This is a genomic window from Dryocola sharpae (assembly GCF_051307055.1).
GTDB lineage: Bacteria > Pseudomonadota > Gammaproteobacteria > Enterobacterales > Enterobacteriaceae > Dryocola.
Genome location: NZ_CP149994.1, coordinates 1,649,460 through 1,665,812, shown reverse-complemented (window position 1 = coordinate 1,665,812; position 16,353 = coordinate 1,649,460). Strand labels below are relative to the sequence as shown.

General features: G+C 51.6%; 14 protein-coding genes and 1 pseudogene. 8 read left to right on the top strand and 7 right to left on the bottom strand.

Annotated features, from left to right (window positions below):
- Nucleotides 1-10: 10 nt before the first annotated feature.
- The 6 genes from WLO31_RS07925 to WLO31_RS07900 all read right to left on the bottom strand — a co-directional run bounded on the left by WLO31_RS07925 (nt 11) and on the right by WLO31_RS07900 (nt 4,645).
- Entirely contained in the window at nt 11-898 is an 888-nt protein-coding gene (locus tag WLO31_RS07925; RefSeq protein ID WP_435929924.1) for a GntR family transcriptional regulator, read from the bottom strand.
- A 428-nt stretch (nt 899-1,326) separates the two neighbouring features.
- Complete coding sequence (locus WLO31_RS07920; protein ID WP_435929923.1) at nt 1,327-2,343, bottom strand: AI-2E family transporter; 1,017 nt, start codon at nt 2,341-2,343, stop codon at nt 1,327-1,329.
- A gap of 207 nt (nt 2,344-2,550) precedes the next feature.
- Entirely contained in the window at nt 2,551-2,730 is a 180-nt protein-coding gene (locus WLO31_RS07915; protein ID WP_435929922.1) for a hypothetical protein, read from the bottom strand.
- 10 nt (nt 2,731-2,740) lie between these two features.
- A complete protein-coding gene (locus WLO31_RS07910; protein ID WP_435929921.1) occupies nt 2,741-3,103 on the bottom strand; it encodes a helix-turn-helix transcriptional regulator in 363 nt (120 codons plus the stop codon).
- Between the two features lie 92 nt (nt 3,104-3,195).
- The gene (locus tag WLO31_RS07905; RefSeq protein ID WP_435929920.1) at nt 3,196-3,954 is read right to left on the bottom strand and encodes a MipA/OmpV family protein; all 759 of its coding nucleotides are present in this window, start codon (nt 3,952-3,954) and stop codon (nt 3,196-3,198) included.
- A 94-nt stretch (nt 3,955-4,048) separates the two neighbouring features.
- A complete protein-coding gene (locus WLO31_RS07900; protein ID WP_435929919.1) occupies nt 4,049-4,645 on the bottom strand; it encodes a TetR family transcriptional regulator in 597 nt (198 codons plus the stop codon).
- 107 nt (nt 4,646-4,752) lie between these two features.
- Here WLO31_RS07900 and WLO31_RS07895 point away from each other — a divergent pair, with 107 nt between their 5' ends.
- From WLO31_RS07895 to WLO31_RS07880, 4 genes and pseudogenes are all read left to right on the top strand, one after another.
- On the top strand, nt 4,753-6,249 hold the full coding sequence (locus WLO31_RS07895) for an MFS transporter (RefSeq protein WP_435929918.1): 1,497 nt from the start codon (nt 4,753-4,755) through the stop codon (nt 6,247-6,249).
- A 47-nt stretch (nt 6,250-6,296) separates the two neighbouring features.
- On the top strand, nt 6,297-7,433 hold the full coding sequence (locus WLO31_RS07890; RefSeq protein ID WP_435929917.1) for an efflux RND transporter periplasmic adaptor subunit: 1,137 nt from the start codon (nt 6,297-6,299) through the stop codon (nt 7,431-7,433).
- Between the two features lie 33 nt (nt 7,434-7,466).
- Entirely contained in the window at nt 7,467-10,571 is a 3,105-nt protein-coding gene (locus WLO31_RS07885; protein WP_435929916.1) for a multidrug efflux RND transporter permease subunit, read from the top strand.
- A gap of 232 nt (nt 10,572-10,803) precedes the next feature.
- Nucleotides 10,804-10,920 (top strand): annotated as a pseudogene (locus WLO31_RS07880) (hypothetical protein); the annotation flags it as partial.
- 137 nt (nt 10,921-11,057) lie between these two features.
- Here WLO31_RS07880 and pepT read toward each other — a convergent pair.
- A complete protein-coding gene (gene pepT, locus WLO31_RS07875; protein ID WP_435929915.1) occupies nt 11,058-12,284 on the bottom strand; it encodes a peptidase T in 1,227 nt (408 codons plus the stop codon).
- 255 nt (nt 12,285-12,539) lie between these two features.
- On the opposite strand from pepT, the gene potA reads away from it, so the two are divergent.
- From potA to potD, 4 genes are read left to right on the top strand one after another with little or no spacing between them, the layout of a single operon-like run.
- On the top strand, nt 12,540-13,676 hold the full coding sequence (gene potA / locus WLO31_RS07870; protein ID WP_435929914.1) for a spermidine/putrescine ABC transporter ATP-binding protein PotA: 1,137 nt from the start codon (nt 12,540-12,542) through the stop codon (nt 13,674-13,676).
- Complete coding sequence (gene potB, locus WLO31_RS07865; RefSeq protein ID WP_435929913.1) at nt 13,660-14,517, top strand: spermidine/putrescine ABC transporter permease PotB; 858 nt, start codon at nt 13,660-13,662, stop codon at nt 14,515-14,517. The genes potA and potB overlap by 17 nt, the downstream gene beginning before the upstream one ends.
- The gene (gene potC, locus WLO31_RS07860; protein ID WP_435929912.1) at nt 14,514-15,305 is read left to right on the top strand and encodes a spermidine/putrescine ABC transporter permease PotC; all 792 of its coding nucleotides are present in this window, start codon (nt 14,514-14,516) and stop codon (nt 15,303-15,305) included. The genes potB and potC overlap by 4 nt, the downstream gene beginning before the upstream one ends.
- Nucleotides 15,302-16,348, top strand: a complete 1,047-nt coding sequence (gene potD, locus WLO31_RS07855; RefSeq protein ID WP_435929911.1) for a spermidine/putrescine ABC transporter substrate-binding protein PotD — start codon at nt 15,302-15,304, stop codon at nt 16,346-16,348. Before potC ends, potD begins: the two co-directional genes overlap by 4 nt.
- Nucleotides 16,349-16,353 lie beyond the last annotated feature (5 nt).

Sequence of the window (16,353 nt, the reverse complement as noted above, 5' to 3'; positions counted from 1 at the left end):
GGGCCATTTTTTATACGCTGATGCTACGCTGCTTTTTATTCTCAAGGGCCACAGCAAGATGCTGCTTCAGCATGTAGGACGCCTCAATGAGCTGCCCGGTTTCAATAAGCGATAACAAGCGCAGATGATCTTTAACTTCGGCGTAATAACGGCTGCGGTCGTCCATGATGCGATAGTCCATTAAACGACGCATGCGGTTAACGTTGCGCAGCGAGATCTCAAAAAAAGGATTATTCGAAAAGCCGATCACTGTCTCATGAAAACGGTAACCGGCCAGCTGAAGCTGGGTCGGAGACAGACGCTGAATGCCGCTTTCTAAAAGCATCTCCAGTTCGCTTTTAATATCATCAATTTTGTTCTGCGGCGCTTTGAACGTCGACTCAAGAATGGCCATCGGTTCGATAACCATACGAAAGCTGAAAATGTGCTCAAGCGCGGCTTTGGTCTTGGCAACCGGCAAAAAACGCCATCCATAACCCTGTTTCCGTTCTACCCACCCTTCGCTGATGCCCCGGGCAAGAATAGTCGTAAGCTGTGTTTTAGACAGGTTGTAACGCTTAAGCAGGTAAAGCTCATTTACTTCTGATTCGATTTTATCCTGCAGCCAGTCTTCCGCTAGCTGATAGTACTCGGGAAGATCGTTATCCACTTCGCTTTCATTTGAGCTCTGAAGCTGAGGAGCGTAATCCTGCTTAACGAAAAAACCGCGGTTATGCTGCTGTTGAAGAATACCTTTGTGTTCAAGGTAGACTAAAGCCTCACGCACCGGCGAACGTGAGACATCGAAGGAGTCTGCGAGCTTCGGGACGCTAAGATGCGCACCCGGCGTCAGAGCTCCGCCGTCGATCATGGTGATTATTTTCTGAGAAAGCCTTTCCGTAAGAGCGCTTATTTTCATGATGCAAGCCCTGAAGAGATTCCACGATAAATAATAAATCTGACAAAATTATTGCATTTTAATTATCTTAAGTGCAATTATAAAATGCAACTTTATAAGAGCGTAACGCTATGTTTTTAACTGCCTTAATGTTTTTATAATAAAAAAATCGCCGCTGCTCCGCCAACAGTTTTAGCTTCCGCGCCTGAAGCCGAACTGCTCTTTGTTGTTTACTTCTGCCCCGGTATTGTCGGCGCCCTCCTCTCGTAAAAGAAAAACGGCTTGCCGGTTAAGCTATCTCATGCTCAGCAACGTTAAAGAGTAAGATGCGTATTATGAGTGCGTTCAGGGAGCGAATCGTCGTCAAACTCAGCCACTGCGGAAGCAACCTTGCGCAGGCCCTGCTGAAGAGGAACCCATAAGCTCTTTCCTCTTCAGCCTGCGTATCGCTAAATCAGGTGCCTGCGCATCAGTTCAACCTTGAGCCAGGCGTAAAAGATGGGGGCGGCCACCACACCTGCAATACCAAACAGCGATTCGAAAATAAGCATGGCCAGCAGAAGTTCCCATACCGAAGATTGAATCTGCGAGCCAAAAATTCTGGCGTTAATGAAATATTCTGCTTTATGTATCAGGATCAGATAGAAGATGACGACGACCGCAGCCTGCAGGCTGACCGAAAGCGCCACCAGAGTAACCAGCGTATTGGATATCAGGTTACCGACGATCGGCAGCAGGCTGCACAGGAAAGTCACAAAGGTTAGCGTCTTGGCATAAGGCAGGTGATATCCCAGCAGAGGCATCACCAGGTACAGAAATACGCCTGTAGCCAGCGCATTAAACGCGGCCACTTTTACCTGTGCGGTAACGACCGCACTGAATACTTCCCTGAATGTTCGGATGCGCTGCAGAAGATGATATTTCAGGTACGGTGCTGGGCGTGTTTCACCTCCTGACGCAAGGGAAATAAGTATAGCCAGAAAAATACCCACAAAAGTGACCGCAAAAAAGTGCAGCGCTTTTTGCCCCGCATTTTGCAAAATATAAATATGCGTCTGGAGCCAGGTGAAGCCAGCCGTTTCAATATCCTGATAGGTTCTGGGCATATAATCACCAAGAACGGGATACAGTTTATCATGCGCCTCCCGGACAACATCGTTCAGCTTCCGGTAAAAATCGCCTTCGCTGGTGAAATCCAGCGTGAACACATTATAAACAAGCATGAAAATGCCGAAAACCGTGGCAATTAAAAGCAGACTGATGAACATGACGGCCAGCCAGCCGGAAACCTTCGAACGCAAATACCCCTGCGAGCGAACCCGGAAAGCGTCAATGATTTCAAAGGTAACCATTCCTGCCAGCAGGCAGGGCAACAGCCTTAACGGAAACACCAGTAGCGCGGCGGCGACAGCGATAAGATACGAAGCGAGTATGCAAACGGCTTCCTTCCTGAATTCAACGTTCATTATTTAATGAGCCTTTTAATCTACTTAACTGCAATTTATGCGTGGCTGCTCAGCAAGCCACCACAGACAGAACATGAAATCTGTATCCCTGTCAGATGATAGCCCTTCCTGAAGCTAAATATCACACCACAGTGTCATTTGCTGTCGTTATGGTAACGGGGTGCTATCCAGCCTCTTCAGCTCTTGCAGAACAGCGACGCCATCAATTCAGGGTATATCAATATCAGGGATACTCAGAGCCCGGAGAAATTGAGTATAAAACTCAAGTGCATGTGCGCCATTTTTTGACGGAAGCGCCAGGAAACCATCCCGCTGTAAATTTTCAGCAATAATATCTGTAATAACTTCATTATCCCCAGCAGCAAGGATTAAACTTTTCTCGCTCATGTCTAAGCCCTTATTCAGGCCGCCGTTGAACTTTTAACCTATTCATCATTTGGACGTTTTCCCGGTAAGCAGCAGGTGGGATACCATAATAACGGGTGAATGCACGAGTGAACGACTGCTGTGATTCATAACCATATTTCAGCGCGATATCCGTGATGGAGCAATTTCCCGACAGAATGTCAGCTCTGGCAGAGTCCATTTGTTTTTGCTTAATAAACAGGCCCAGCGATACGCCGGTATAATTTTTAAAAACTCTCTGCAGATAGCGCCGGGAAAACCCTGACTTATTGACAACCTCGTCCAGAGGTAGCCTTTGCGCAATGTTCTTTTCAATCCATGCAATGAGCGCATCGAAAAAATGTGGATTTACCATGAATGAACCTGCGAGTTAAACAGTAAAGCCATTTCTGTCTGGAGAAATATATTTCGTAATAACGCAGCCGGAGAATATCCCCGGCTGTTTAATCAAAACGTATAAGAGAACCCGCTCCAGAAAGTCACAAGTGAGTCTTCAGCAACCATAGGACTGTTTTTAACCTCGTCGGGCAGGAAGGTATATCGTGCCCCGCCGTACAGGTTCCAGTTATCACTCAGGCTGTAATTGATGCTGAGTTCGGCAAAAGGCGTCCAGCTGTCGCCTGGCGTGTATTTTTTGAAGCCGCTTCTTGCTGCTTCACCTGAACTGATGCCGTAATAGTAACGATTAAACTTGCCATCGTTCCAGTTTACGCCCAGCGCAGGCTCCAGGCTGAACGCGCCCAGCTGAACAGGGTAACTCCAGGTGCTGTTCCAGTGCAGACCGTTACTGGTACTCAGCGCATCAGTAGACAGCGCAGTTTCAAATGTCCCCAGACTGTCAGACAGGTGCGTATAGCTAAGCCCCGTCATGAAGGTGCTGCGTCGGTCTTTCAGCTGCCGCATTTGCCAGGAATGGCTGTCGCTGGCCTTCAAAGAAAGGGGCAGGTAATAACCCACCACCGCTAACCGATCGGAGGGCGTGTGTATGAAGTCATAACCCGTACTCAGGCCATGAAACCAGAAGCGGCCTGCCTCGTAGTCCAGGTTAGGGAATATCAGGTTGTTTTTATTTTCATTAACCTGCCGGTAGAGTTTTGATGACCAGCTTGCCGTTAACCCCAGCGAAAAGTCATCTGCCTGTGCTGCTTGCAGGAAAGATCCGGTCAGGAGTGCCGCAGCTATCCCTGACTTAATTACAATTGTCATACGTTACCTTGCCAAAAATACAGTATTTACTTTGTTCTTCTGAATTCCGTTTTATAACCAAAGAGTAAACGTAATGCTGATATTACCTTTCCGTTTACTCATATATGTCCAGCTGGCTTTTCAGAAATGTTTCTGTGTGCGTCAGATACTCGTTATCGCCGAAGCCCTCCATTCTGAGGTTGTAAATGCCGTCCAGGCCACATGAAAAAGCAATGCAGTCCCAGGCGACTGAAGCGACGGGCCGTTTAGCCTTAAATTCACCGTTCGCAGTGCCGGTTTCCAGAAGGTGGACCAAAGCGCTATGCCATTGGTTTATCCCGACGCGGAAAGCGTTACGCATGACGTCATCGTGATAGGAAATCACCTCCGCCTCTTTCCAGAGCTGGCTGAAATGACGCGCCTCCATAAGGTTTTCCGTAAAAAGACACCAGCCGAGCATTGCTAAACTTCCCGCCCCTTCCCGTCTGGCCGTATCGTTCAGCAGCGTCAGGGATTGCGTCACTGATAACAGAAAGGCCTCAGCTTTAAGTTCTGATGCTGAAGAGAAATGGCGATGAATCTGTCCGACTGCTATCTGAGCTTCCTGCGCAATTCTGCGAACCGTCATTGCCGTTAACCCTTCTGCAAACGCAATTTTTACCGCCGTCTCCAGAATCATCCGGCGTCTTTCATCATGACTGAGATAAGACATAAGCAATTTTTCCTCATTCTCACCAAAAGGTGGACATGCGTTCATCTTCACTATAAATTCAACCTGAACGCTTGTCCACCTTTTTGATTTTACATGGTGTAAACGATATGCATAGTAAGTGGATAATACTCATTATCATTATATTCATATACTTACCTGTATCTTTAGATGCAACCATTATGTACGTGGTCGCGCCAGTATTAAGTACTCAGCTTCATGCGACCCACAATGAGCTCCTGTGGATTATGGATATTTATCCCCTGGTTATGGCTGCTTTGCTAATACCGATGGGCGCACTGGGAGACCGCACAGGCTTTAAAAAACTGGCGGTATACGGGAGCGCACTTTTTGGACTGGCTTCATTGGCCGCCGCATTTGCGTGGACACCGGCGGCGCTGATCGCCGCCCGCGCACTGCTGGCAATAGGTGCTGCGATGATTGTGCCCGCGACGCTTGCCGCTGTCCGGAAAAATTTTACGGATGAAAAAGACCGCAATATAGCTCTGGGGATCTGGACCACCATTGGCACAGGCGGAGCCCTGGCTGGCCCTATCGTTGGCGGCGCGTTACTCAACAGCTTTTACTGGGGTTCGGTCTTTCTCATAAATATTCCAGTCGTTCTCTTTGTGCTCTTTTTACTGCACAGGGCAGTACCAGATGAGAAGGCCGGGGATCGTCAGCCCGTTAATTTTTCTCAGGCCCTTTTGCTGATGAGCGCGTTATTGATATTAATTTATGCTGGCAAGAGCCTGGTCCATCATGGAAATCCAGTCATTATGCCCATCTATCTTTTACTGGTGGGTATGGTGTTGCTTGGCGGTTTCATTACCGTACAGATGGTTTCTCGTTCCCCCCTGCTTGATACAGGGCTTATAACGCAACGTAACATCATCGCCGGAGTGATGCTGGCTCTGACCTCGATGATCACTCTGGTGGGGTTTGAACTTGTTATCTCTCAGGAACTGCAGTTCGTTCACCGCTTCACCCCTATGCAGACCGGGCTTTATGTAATGCCGCTGATGCTGGCAAGCTGCCTGGCCGGGCCGTTTGCTGGCTACATTATCAATCGCTTCGGTATAAAAAGCGTTGCTGTCACGGGTCTCGCCGCTTCCGCCCTGAGTCTGTATGCCTTATCAGGGGTCGATTTTGTTAATCAGCCCTGGAAAGCCTGGGCATGGATGATGCTTCTGGGAGCAGGCGATACCGTCGCGCTGATGGCTTCTTCATCAGCCATCATGACCGCAGCACCTGTCAATAAAGCCAGTACGGCGGGTTCGATAGAGGGTATGGCCTACGAGCTGGGAACGGGACTTGGTATTACCATTTTCGGTTCGGTGCTCGCTGGCGTGTATTCCTCCACTGTTCGCCTTCCTGACAATTTGTCGGCAGCGTTATCCGCTTCTGCGGGCGCTTCATTTAGCGAGGCGGTAGCAGTTTCTCATCATCTGGATGAACCAACCCGGGTGGCGCTTCTTGAAGCCGCCTCATCAGCTTTTATGCAATCACACTCCGTTACGCTGCAATCGGCTTCGTTAATTCTGACGATGTTGATGATCCTGACCTTTTTTATTTTTAAACAGGGTAACGCCGCTGGCCGTGCTTGATGGCTGATGGTTGCCCCGTATTTATCTGACCTTATTGGAAATTTGCAATGAATATCAGGAAACTGGCTATATATACGACGCTCTGTTTAGGGTTCATTACAGGCTGCGACTCATCTGAGCCGGCCGACAACGCTTCCGCGCCAGCGAAAACAAAAGTTGTCACGAAAACGCTTGGCGCTGAGGACATCTACTCCATTCGCGTCTTCCCGGCACGCGTATCGGCTGTAAAGACGGCACAGATTCGCCCGCAGGTCGGAGGAATTATCCAAAAGCGACTGTTCAGGCAGGGATCGGAAATACTTCAGGGGCAGCCGCTATTTCAGATCGATGCCGCGCCTTTTGAGGCAGATGTCGAGATGGCTGGCGCAGCGGTTGCAAAAGCAAAAGCTACCTATCAACAGATGAGTAAACGAGCGTACCGTTTCTCACAGCTGCAAAAGAATGCGGCTATCAGCCAGCAGGATCTCGATGATGCAAAAGCCAACAGCGCGCAGGCTGCAGCAGATCTTGCGGAAGCGATAGCGTCACTGAATCGTAAAAAACTGGATTTAAATTACGCAACGGTAAAAGCGCCTATAAGCGGACGAGTCGATCAGGAATTTGTTACGGAAGGTGCGCTGGTCAGTCCCGGTGATACGCAGGCTATGGCCGTCATTCAGCAACTCGATCGCGTTTATGTAGATGCCAGAGTGCCTACGCAGGAGCTGCGCTCAATTTATCCTGCCGTTGATAACGTACCGGGTAGCCAGCCTGGTTCCGAAGCGATGGCAGCTGTCCTTGATGATAACGACAAATCGTATGGCGTCCCTGCCCACCTGCTGTTCTCAGGTATCAGCGTCAACAATGAGACAGGTGACGTTGTCCTTCGGGCTGAAGCTGAAAATCCGCAACGGATTTTGCTGCCTGGCATGTTTGTAAAACTGCAAATCACTCGTCTCATCAAAAAAGATGGCCTGGCTGTCCCCGAACAGGCATTGAACAGGGTTAACGAGAAAACCAGCGTATGGATTGTTGACCAGGAAAATAAAGCGAAGCGCGTTGAGATCCAGACAGGAGAGCAGACTGAAAAGGGCGTGACGGTAACCGCTGGCCTGAAAGCCGGCGATAAGATCGTTATCGAAGGCCAGGACAAGCTTCAGGACGGCGCCGCAGTTTCTGCACTGCCAGCCGGTACACAAAGCTAGCTTCGTATTGACTCATTACCACGGGAATTTCTGATGTCTCAGTTCTTTATACGCAGACCTATTTTCGCATGGGTAATTGCGCTTTTTATTATTCTGTTGGGCGTGATAGCTATCCCGCAACTGCCGGTCGCCCAGTACCCATCCGTGGCACCCCCCAGCTTGTCCATCACCGTGACTTATCCCGGTGCCACGCCTCAGACCATGAATGAATCGGTCATTTCACTGATTGAACGTGAATTATCGGGCGTTGACGACCTGCTGTATTATGAATCCACCAGTGATACGTCTGGCGTTGCGACAATCACAGTTACGTTTAAGCCCGGGACTGATATCCGTCTCGCACAGGTGGATGTTCAGAATCAGATCAAAGTGGTGGAACCTCGCCTTCCACAGGCAGTACGTCAGAATGGATTAAGCGTTGAAGCCGCATCGTCGGGATTTCTGATGATGGTTGGACTGAATTCTCCCAACGGGAAATTCAGCGAAGCGGATTTGAGTGACTATTTTGCCCGGAAAATCACTGACGAGCTGCGCCGCATTGACGGCGTTGGAAAAATCCAGGCGTTTGGTTCCGAAAAAGCGATGCGTATATGGGTTGATCCGGCAAAACTCATCGCTTACAGGCTATCGGTCAGCGACATCAATACGGCAATTACGGAACAAAATGCTCAGGTTTCACCCGGTAAACTGGGCGATTCGCCTTCAACCGCAACTCAGTTAACTGCCTATCCTCTGGACGTGAATGGACAGCTTGGTACGCCGGAGGAATTCCGTAAGATTGTCCTCAGGGCGAACCCGGACGGCTCTCGCGTGACGCTGGGTGATGTGGCCAGGGTTGAGCTGGGACTACAGTCTTATGCGTTTGCCATCCGGGAGAACGGCCATGGCTCGACTGCCGCTGCCATTCAGCTATCCCCGGGCGCTAACGCGGTGCTGACCTCTGACGCGGTAAAAGCCCGCATGCAGGATCTGGCGAAATCTTTTCCTTCAGGGATGGAGTATTCCATACCTTTTGACACTTCGCCCTTCGTCAAAATTTCTATAGAGAAAGTGGTTCATACGTTTATCGAAGCGATGGTACTTGTCTTCCTGGTGATGTACCTCTTCCTGCAAAACGTTCGCTATACCTTTATACCCGCCATCGTTGCGCCGGTAGCATTGCTGGGAACCTTTACGGTGATGATGCTGGCGGGTTTTTCCATCAACGTCCTGACAATGTATGGCATGGTACTGGCCATTGGCATCATCGTTGATGATGCCATCGTGGTGGTTGAGAACGTAGAACGCCTGATGGCCGAGGAAGGATTATCTCCTAAAGAGGCGACGATTAAGGCCATGAAGGAAATTACCGGCGCAGTGGTCGGTATTACATTAGTGCTGACAGCCGTGTTTCTTCCTATGGGGCTGGCTTCGGGCTCGGTCGGGGTGATTTATCGTCAGTTTACGCTTTCGATGGCGGTCTCTATTCTGTTTTCAGCGTTTCTGGCTTTAACCCTGACGCCGGCGCTGTGCGCCACGCTCTTAAAACCCGTTACGGCTGATTCTCATAAAAAGAATCGTTTTTTTACCTGGTTTAATAGAACGTTCGATCGCCTGACCGGCCGTTATGAAAATGGTGTTACCCGCGTCATACGTAAATCCGGCAGAATGACGCTTATCTATCTGGCTTTGTGTGGCGTGCTCTATTTCGCATTTAAGTTTTTACCTTCTTCTTTCCTGCCTGAGGAAGATCAGGGGTATTTCATCACCTCTGTTCAGCTACCGGCTGATGCCACGCTTGAGCGTACGGAAGAGGTCGTAAAAAAATATGAGAAACTAGTTATGGATCGTCCAGGCGTAGAGCGTAACGTTTCGATCCTGGGCTTTAGTTTTTCCGGTTCAGGGACGAACTCCGCAATGGCCTTTACGACACTTAAGGACTGGGATCGGCGCAACGGAGCAACCGCTCAGAACGAAGTGACAAACGTGCAGAATGAAATGGGTGACATTCCGCAGGCGACCATTACCAGCCTGCTTCCTCCCGCCATTTCCGAGCTCAGCACATCTTCCGGCTTCACCCTTCGCCTGGAAGACCGGTCCGGCCACGGATATCCGGAACTGGTCAAGGCGCTAAATACGCTGCTGGAAAAAGCGGGACAGAGTGAAGCGTTATATGGCGTTTACATGGATGGACTTCCTGACGGTATGGGCATCAGCCTTAAAATAGACAGGCCTAAGGCTGAGGCGATGGGGGTATCGTTCAATGAAATCAATCAGACGCTGTCGGGCGCCCTCGGTTCCAGCTACGTTAATGACTTCCCCAATAACGGACGCATGCAACAGGTCATTGTGCAGGCAGAAGCCTCATCGCGCATGCAGCTACCAGAAATTCTGGCGCTGAATGTGCGTAATAAAAATGGCGGAATGGTACCGCTGTCTGAGTTTGTTCGCCCTGTATGGCAAGCGTCGCCGGTACAGATGGTTCGCTATCAGGGATATCCGGCATTCAGGATAACCGGCTGGCCAAACTGGGGCTATTCAAGCGGCGATGCTATGGCAGAAATGGAAAAAATCGCTGCTGATTTACCGGCAGGCTTTGCCATCGAATGGACCGGGCAGTCGCTTCAGGAACAACAGTCTGCTTCCGAAGCCCCGATGTTGATGCTGCTCTCGATGCTGGTGATTTTCCTCGTACTGGCTGCTCTCTATGAAAGCTGGTCGATACCGGTTTCAGTGATGCTCGTCGTCCCGCTGGGGCTTATCGGGGCGATGATCGCTGTCTACCTGAGGGGGATGCCGAATGACGCCTTCTTCAAGGTGGGGATGATTACCATCATCGGCCTGTCTGCTAAAAACGCCATCCTGATCGTTGAGTTTGCCCGCCAGCTGCAGCATGAGGGAGAGAGTCTTCTGAATGCCACGGTCAAGGCCGCGCGGATGCGTTTAAGGCCCATCATGATGACATCGCTGGCATTCACGCTGGGCGTCGTTCCGCTAATGCTCGCTTCGGGGGCAAGTGCCACGACTCAGCAGGCGATTGGTACCGGGGTGTTTGGCGGCATGGTAACCGGAACGTTACTCGCCATCTTTTTCGTTCCCGTATTCTTCGTTACGGTGTTAACACTGGTTGACAGGGTTAAAAAGAAAGCGCGCACCTGATCGGTAATTTGCAGGAGAGGATAACGCCTCTCCTGCAACAGGCTCCATATTAATATATGGATATGAGTGCAAGCATTTAATATGAAAATGGCCTTGAGAAGATTATTTGATAGTGCCATCAGATTTAAATAGCGAGGAGTGAGTCATCCAGCAAGTCAGAGATTAATGCGCGCGGAATATTTTTGAATTTTAATATAACAGGAGCGGTAAATGTTACTGGCGGGATACATTATTGCATCAAGCGGGTATGCAAACGCTCAGGGTCGCAGATGGCGAGCAGGCATTAGCGCTTATGGGCCTGAGGCTCGGTGCTGATGATTACGTCATTAAGCCGTTCAATCCTGGGAAGTTCCCTTTAAAAAAGGCTCCAGAGTGAAGATGGAACCCTTTTTACACCAGCTACCGGAGCGGTCAACCGATCCGTAAACGATCGGCATCAGGCCTCTTCTTTTAACCAGATGCTATAAGGCGCTGCCTCCTGCCTACTCAGCCCCGCTGCGCCGTCAGCTCAGCAATTTTTACAATCACCGCCACCGCTTTCTCCATTCCTTCCAGCGTCACAAACTCATGTTTGCCGTGGTAGTTATAGCCGCCGGTGAACAGGTTCGGGCAGGGTAAGCCTTTAAAGGAGAGCTGCGCGCCGTCGGTGCCGCCGCGGATGGGTTTCACGATCGGTTCAATGCCGCAGTCCAGCATGGCCTGGCGGGCCACATCCACGATACAGGGATGCTCCGCAACCTTCTCGCGCATGTTGTAGTAGCTGTCTTCAATGATAAGTTCGATATAGCAATCCGGATGCAGCCCTTTGCCAACCTTCTTCGCGATATCCATCATTTTGCGTTTGCGCGCTTCAAACTGCTCGCGGTCAAAATCGCGGATGATGTAGTGCATCTCCGCTTTGTCTACCGAGCCTTTAATGCCGTGCAGATGATAAAAGCCTTCGTAACCTTCGGTGCACTCCGGGCTTTCGTTAGCCGGGACTTCCGCATGAATGCGCGCGGCGAGTGAGAGGGCATTCACCATCACGCCTTTAGCCGTGCCCGGGTGGACGTTGTTGCCGACGATTTTGATGGTCACGGAGGCGGCGTTGAAGTTTTCGCATTCCAGCTCGCCCACGCCGCCGCCGTCTACCGTATAGGCCCAGCGGGCGTCAAAGGCTTCCACGTCAAAGTACTTCGCGCCCTTGCCCACCTCTTCATCCGGCGTGAAGGCCACGCGAATATCGCCGTGCGGGGTATTTTTTTCTTTCAGCACCGCCAGCGCGGTCATGATTTCCGCAACGCCTGCTTTATCATCGGCGCCTAAGAGGGTTTTGCCGTCGGTGGTGATAAGCGTCTGCCCCAGCAGCTGGTGCAGCACCGGGAACATCACCGGCGAAAGCACTTCGTCGCCGATACCGAGCGCAATATCCCCGCCGCGATAATTTTCAACAATCTGCGGATTAACATTTTTACCGGTAAAGTCCGGCGCGGTATCGACATGAGAGATAAAGCCGATGGGCGGTACAGGTTTATTGACGTTGGACGGTAGTGTCCCCATCAGCGTACCGTGCTCGCCCAGCGTGACGTTCACCAGGCCCAGCTCATCCATCTGCTCTTTGAGCAACGTTAAAAGCTTCCACTGTCCTTCGGTGCTCGGGACCTGTTTGACGCCGGGCTTAGACTGAGTCTCCACGCAGACGTACTGCAAAAAGCGCTCAAGTAATTTTTCCATCTGGCTACCCTCATTTTTTGTGACGCTATTATCAATAAGCCACTGGCGGTAAATATTGTTTCAGGTCACTTTTAGCCCGTTGCTGCTGAAAATAGTCCCGTTCAGCTAAACATAGTTGAAATACAGGCACATCAGCGCATCAACAATTGGCGATTTTTAGACTTTGCCGTAGAATGCCAGCCCTTACTGAATGTGCCGAACCTCAAGGTGGTTACTCACAAACCCCGCATCGATGAGTCATTTGATGCGTTATTTATGGGACAGCGTAAAAAATTGAATACACAGCCTCGTTCGCTCTCACCGCTGGTATGCCTTGCGGGAGTTGATAAGAGCTTTGATGGTAAAACCGTTATTTCTGACTTCTCGCTCACCATTAATCATGGTGAATTCCTGACGCTGCTCGGCCCTTCCGGCTGCGGCAAAACCACCGTTCTGCGCCTGATCGCCGGGCTGGAAAACGTCGATACGGGCACCATTTCGCTCGAAGACCAGGATATCACCCAGGTTCCGGCGGAGCATCGCCACGTCAACACCGTCTTCCAGAGCTATGCCCTGTTTCCTCATATGACCGTTTTTGAAAACGTCGCCTTTGGTCTGAGGATGCAAAAAACGCCTGCTGCGGAGATCGCCCCGCGCGTCACCGAAGCGCTAAAGACGGTCCAGCTCGAAGCCTTTGCCCAGCGCAAGCCTCATCAGCTTTCCGGCGGCCAGCAGCAGCGCGTTGCCATCGCCCGCGCCGTGGTGAATAAACCCCGCCTTCTGCTGCTCGACGAATCCCTCTCCGCGCTGGATTACAAGCTGCGCAAGCAGATGCAGAACGAACTGAAAGCGCTGCAGCGCAAGCTTGGCATCACCTTCGTATTCGTCACCCACGATCAGGAAGAAGCGCTGACCATGTCCGACCGCATCGTGGTGATGCGTGAAGGCCGCATCGAGCAGGACGGCACGCCGCGTGAAATCTACGAAGAGCCGAAGAACCTGTTCGTGGCAAGCTTTATTGGCGAGATCAATATCTTTGCCGCCACCGTTATCGAACGCATCGACGAGCAGCGCGTGCGGGCAAACGTAGAAGGCCGCGAATGCAATATTTTCGCTGAGCTGCCGGTGGTGGCCGGTCAAAAACTTAACGTCCTGCTGCGCCCGGAAGATCTGCGCGTCGAAGAGATTAACGACACAAGCGTCGTTGACGGCCTGATTGGCTACGTGCGCGAGCGCAACTACAAAGGGATGACGCTGGAATCGAGCGTTGAGCTGGAAAACGGCAAAATGGTGATGGTGAGCGAGTTCTTTAACGAGGACGATCCGGACTTCGATCACTCGCTCGATCAGAAAATGGCCGTCACCTGGGTTGAAAGCTGGGAGGTTGTACTGGCTGATGAAGAGCTCGCGTAAATTTCAGAATGTGGCGATCGCCACCGTTGTCGGCTGGCTGGTGCTGTTCGTTTTCCTGCCGAACCTGATGATTATCGGCACCAGTTTTTTAACGCGTGACGATGCGAATTTTGTCAGCATGGTCTTCACGCTGGATAACTACGCGCGTCTGGCCGATCCGCTCTACGCTCAGGTGCTGCTGCATTCGCTGAATATGGCGCTGATAGCCACGCTTGCCTGCCTGGCGCTGGGCTATCCGTTCGCCTGGTTTCTGGCACGCCTGCCGGAGCGCGTGCGTCCGCTGCTGCTGTTCCTGCTGATTGTGCCCTTCTGGACCAACTCGCTGATCCGCATCTACGGGCTGAAAATATTTCTCAGCACCAAAGGCTACCTCAACGCCTTTCTGCTGTGGCTGGGGGTTATCGACACGCCCGTGCGCATTATGTATACCGAAAGCGCGGTTATCCTCGGGCTGGTCTATATTCTGCTGCCGTTTATGGTGATGCCGCTCTATTCCAGCATCGAAAAACTCGACAAGCCGCTGCTGGAGGCGGCGCGCGATCTTGGAGCCAGCAAGCTGCAAACCTTCGTGCGCATTATTATTCCGCTGACCATGCCGGGGATTATTGCCGGCTGTTTGCTGGTGATGCTGCCGGCGATGGGCCTGTTTTACGTCTCCGATTTAATGGGCGGCGCGAAAAACCTGCTGATTGGCAACGTGATTAAGAGCCAGTTCCTGAACATTCGCGACTGGCCGTTTGGCGCAGCGACCAGCATCACCCTGACGCTGGTGATGGGCTTTATGCTGCTGATTTACTGGCGTGCGGCGCGCCTGCTCAACAAGAAGGTGGAATTAGAATGATCGGTCGTCCGTTTCGCGCTCTCTTTATGACCGCCATCTATGCGTATCTCTACATTCCGATAATCATTCTGATCGTCAACTCCTTTAACAGCTCGCGCTTCGGCATTAACTGGCAGGGGTTTACCGCTAAGTGGTACAGCCTGCTGATCAATAACGACAGCCTGCTGCAGGCGGCACAGCACTCGCTGACGATGGCCGTTTTTTCTGCCACCTTCGCCACGCTGATTGGCTCGCTGACGGCGGTGGCGCTCTATCGCTATCGTTTTCGCGGCAAACCCTTCGTCAGCGGCATGCTGTTTGTGGTGATGATGTCGCCGGATATCGTGATGGCGATTTCCCTGCTGGTGCTGTTTATGCTGCTGGGCGTTTCGCTCGGCTTCTGGTCGCTGCTGTTCTCGCATATCACCTTCTGCCTGCCGTTCGTGGTGGTAACCGTCTATTCGCGGCTGAAAGGCTTTGACGTGCGCATGCTGGAAGCGGCGAAAGATCTTGGCGCTGGCGAAATAACCATCCTGCGCAAAATTATTCTGCCGCTGGCGATGCCCGCCGTCGCGGCAGGCTGGCTGCTGAGCTTTACCCTGTCGATGGACGACGTGGTTGTCTCTTCGTTTGTAACAGGGCCGAGCTATGAAATTTTGCCGTTGAAGATCTATTCGATGGTGAAAGTCGGCGTGTCGCCCGAGGTGAACGCGCTGGCAACCATTCTGTTAGTTCTGTCGCTGGGCCTGGTTCTGGCCTCCCAGCTCATCCTTCGTGATAAAACTAAAATTCAGGGGACGTTTAAATGAAACAATGGTCACGCCACCTGCTTGCTGCGGGTGCACTGGCGCTGGGCGTCAGCGCCGCGCATGCCGACGACAGCAAGACGCTCTATTTCTATAACTGGACCGAATATGTACCGCCGGGCCTGCTGGAGCAGTTCACCAAAGAGACGGGCATTAAGGTTATCTATTCGACCTACGAGTCGAATGAAACCATGTATGCCAAGCTCAAAACTTACAAAGACGGCGCCTACGATTTAGTCGTGCCGTCCACCTACTTTGTGGCGAAGATGCGCAAGGAAGGCATGATCCAGAAGATCGACAAGAGCAAGCTGACCAACTTCAAAAATCTCGATCCCGAGATGCTGAACAAGCCGTTCGATCCGAATAACGACTACTCCATTCCGTACATCTGGGGCGCCACCGCCATCGGCGTCAACAGCGAGGCTATCGATCCGAAGACGGTGACAAGCTGGGCGGATCTGTGGAAACCGGAATATAAACAAAGCCTGCTGCTGACCGACGACGCGCGCGAAGTATTCCAGATCGCGCTGCGTAAGCTCGGCTATTCCGGTAACACTACCGATCCGAAGGAGATCGAAGCGGCCTATCACGAATTACAAAAGCTGATGCCAAACGTTGCGGCGTTCAACTCAGACAACCCGGCCAACCCCTATATGGAAGGTGAAGTGAATCTGGGAATGGTCTGGAACGGTTCCGCCTACGTGGCGCGCCAGGCCGGTACGCCGCTGGACATCGTCTGGCCGAAAGAAGGCGGCATTTTCTGGATGGATAATCTTTCTATCCCGGCGAATGCGAAAAACGTCGACGGCGCGCTGAAGCTGATCAACTTCCTGCTGCGTCCGGACGTGGCGAAACAGGTGGCGGAAACTATCGGCTACCCGACGCCGAACCTTGCAGCCCGCAAGCTGCTGCCGAAAGAGGTGGCGGATGATAAAACGCTGTACCCGGATGAAGCGGTGCTGAAAAACGGGGAGTGGCAGAACGACGTGGGCGAGGCCAGCGCTATTTACGAGTCTTACTATCAGAAGCTGAAGGCCGGCCGCTAAGCTCT

Excerpts from the sequence above, each read along its gene's own strand:
- WLO31_RS07925 (WP_435929924.1), bottom strand. The coding sequence starts at position 898 with ATGAAAATAAGCGCTCTTACGGAAAGGCTTTCTCAGAAAATAATCACC.
- WLO31_RS07920 (WP_435929923.1), bottom strand. The coding sequence starts at position 2,343 with ATGAACGTTGAATTCAGGAAGGAAGCCGTTTGCATACTCGCTTCGTAT.
- WLO31_RS07915 (WP_435929922.1), bottom strand. The coding sequence starts at position 2,730 with ATGAGCGAGAAAAGTTTAATCCTTGCTGCTGGGGATAATGAAGTTATT.
- WLO31_RS07910 (WP_435929921.1), bottom strand. The coding sequence starts at position 3,103 with ATGGTAAATCCACATTTTTTCGATGCGCTCATTGCATGGATTGAAAAG.
- WLO31_RS07905 (WP_435929920.1), bottom strand. The coding sequence starts at position 3,954 with ATGACAATTGTAATTAAGTCAGGGATAGCTGCGGCACTCCTGACCGGA.
- WLO31_RS07900 (WP_435929919.1), bottom strand. The coding sequence starts at position 4,645 with ATGTCTTATCTCAGTCATGATGAAAGACGCCGGATGATTCTGGAGACG.
- WLO31_RS07895 (WP_435929918.1), top strand. The coding sequence starts at position 4,753 with ATGCATAGTAAGTGGATAATACTCATTATCATTATATTCATATACTTA.
- WLO31_RS07890 (WP_435929917.1), top strand. The coding sequence starts at position 6,297 with ATGAATATCAGGAAACTGGCTATATATACGACGCTCTGTTTAGGGTTC.
- WLO31_RS07885 (WP_435929916.1), top strand. The coding sequence starts at position 7,467 with ATGTCTCAGTTCTTTATACGCAGACCTATTTTCGCATGGGTAATTGCG.
- pepT (WP_435929915.1), bottom strand. The coding sequence starts at position 12,284 with ATGGAAAAATTACTTGAGCGCTTTTTGCAGTACGTCTGCGTGGAGACT.
- potA (WP_435929914.1), top strand. The coding sequence starts at position 12,540 with ATGGGACAGCGTAAAAAATTGAATACACAGCCTCGTTCGCTCTCACCG.
- potB (WP_435929913.1), top strand. The coding sequence starts at position 13,660 with ATGAAGAGCTCGCGTAAATTTCAGAATGTGGCGATCGCCACCGTTGTC.
- potC (WP_435929912.1), top strand. The coding sequence starts at position 14,514 with ATGATCGGTCGTCCGTTTCGCGCTCTCTTTATGACCGCCATCTATGCG.
- potD (WP_435929911.1), top strand. The coding sequence starts at position 15,302 with ATGAAACAATGGTCACGCCACCTGCTTGCTGCGGGTGCACTGGCGCTG.